The following is a 728-nucleotide window of genomic DNA, read 5'->3' as shown; positions in this document are numbered from 1 at the left end:
AGAAATACTGGAGCGACTTACCCAGATTGGAATTTAATAGGAAACCCATATCCGTCTTATTTAGATATGGAATTATTTTTAAATCATGTTTTAGATAATGGAACGAATCCTGTAACAACGAACTTAAGTATATTAGAAGATATCTCTGGTATATATGGTTATGATGGGGATGCATCTGATGGTTGGTCGATTATTACATTGGCTAATGCATCAGAAAAATTAATGACACCAGGCCAAGGTTTCTTTGTGGCAGCCAATGCCACATATCAAGATACTTACGATATTACTTTTGATCCATCAATGCGAGCAACGGGTACAGATGATGATTTTATAGCAGGACGTAGTGCTAATGTCTTAACCTTTTTAAAGCTTAATGCGAGTACAGCTACTAACAGTTATGGTACTGAGTTTTATTTTAATGCGAATGCAAGTCGAGGTATAGACCCTGGATACGATGGTAAAATATTAGGAAATGTTGCACCAAACTTTGCAATTTACTCACATCTAGTAGAAGGTGATGCAGAGCTTCCCATAGCATTACAAGCGCTAAATCCGTCAGATTTAACAAATACAATAATTCCATTGGGTGTTAATTCAAATCAAGGAGAGCAACTTACATTTAGTATAGACGAAAGTACTTTGCCTAATGATGTTAACGTATATTTAGAAGACAATGTAGCTCATACGGTTACTTTATTAAATTCTGGTGATTACACGTTAACGCCAAA

Annotated in this window: 1 protein-coding gene; it reads left to right on the top strand. The window is 35.4% G+C overall.

Annotated elements, in window-relative coordinates; genetic code table 11:
- A partial coding sequence (locus ITJ86_RS17175) for a hypothetical protein (RefSeq protein ID WP_195872875.1) occupies nt 1–728 on the top strand: 728 nt, incomplete at both ends.

This window comes from Winogradskyella marina, from assembly GCF_015645385.1.
GTDB classification, from domain to species: domain Bacteria; phylum Bacteroidota; class Bacteroidia; order Flavobacteriales; family Flavobacteriaceae; genus Winogradskyella; species Winogradskyella marina.
Note: the sequence above shows the minus strand (reverse complement) of the source record. Positions and strands in the feature narration are given on the sequence as shown.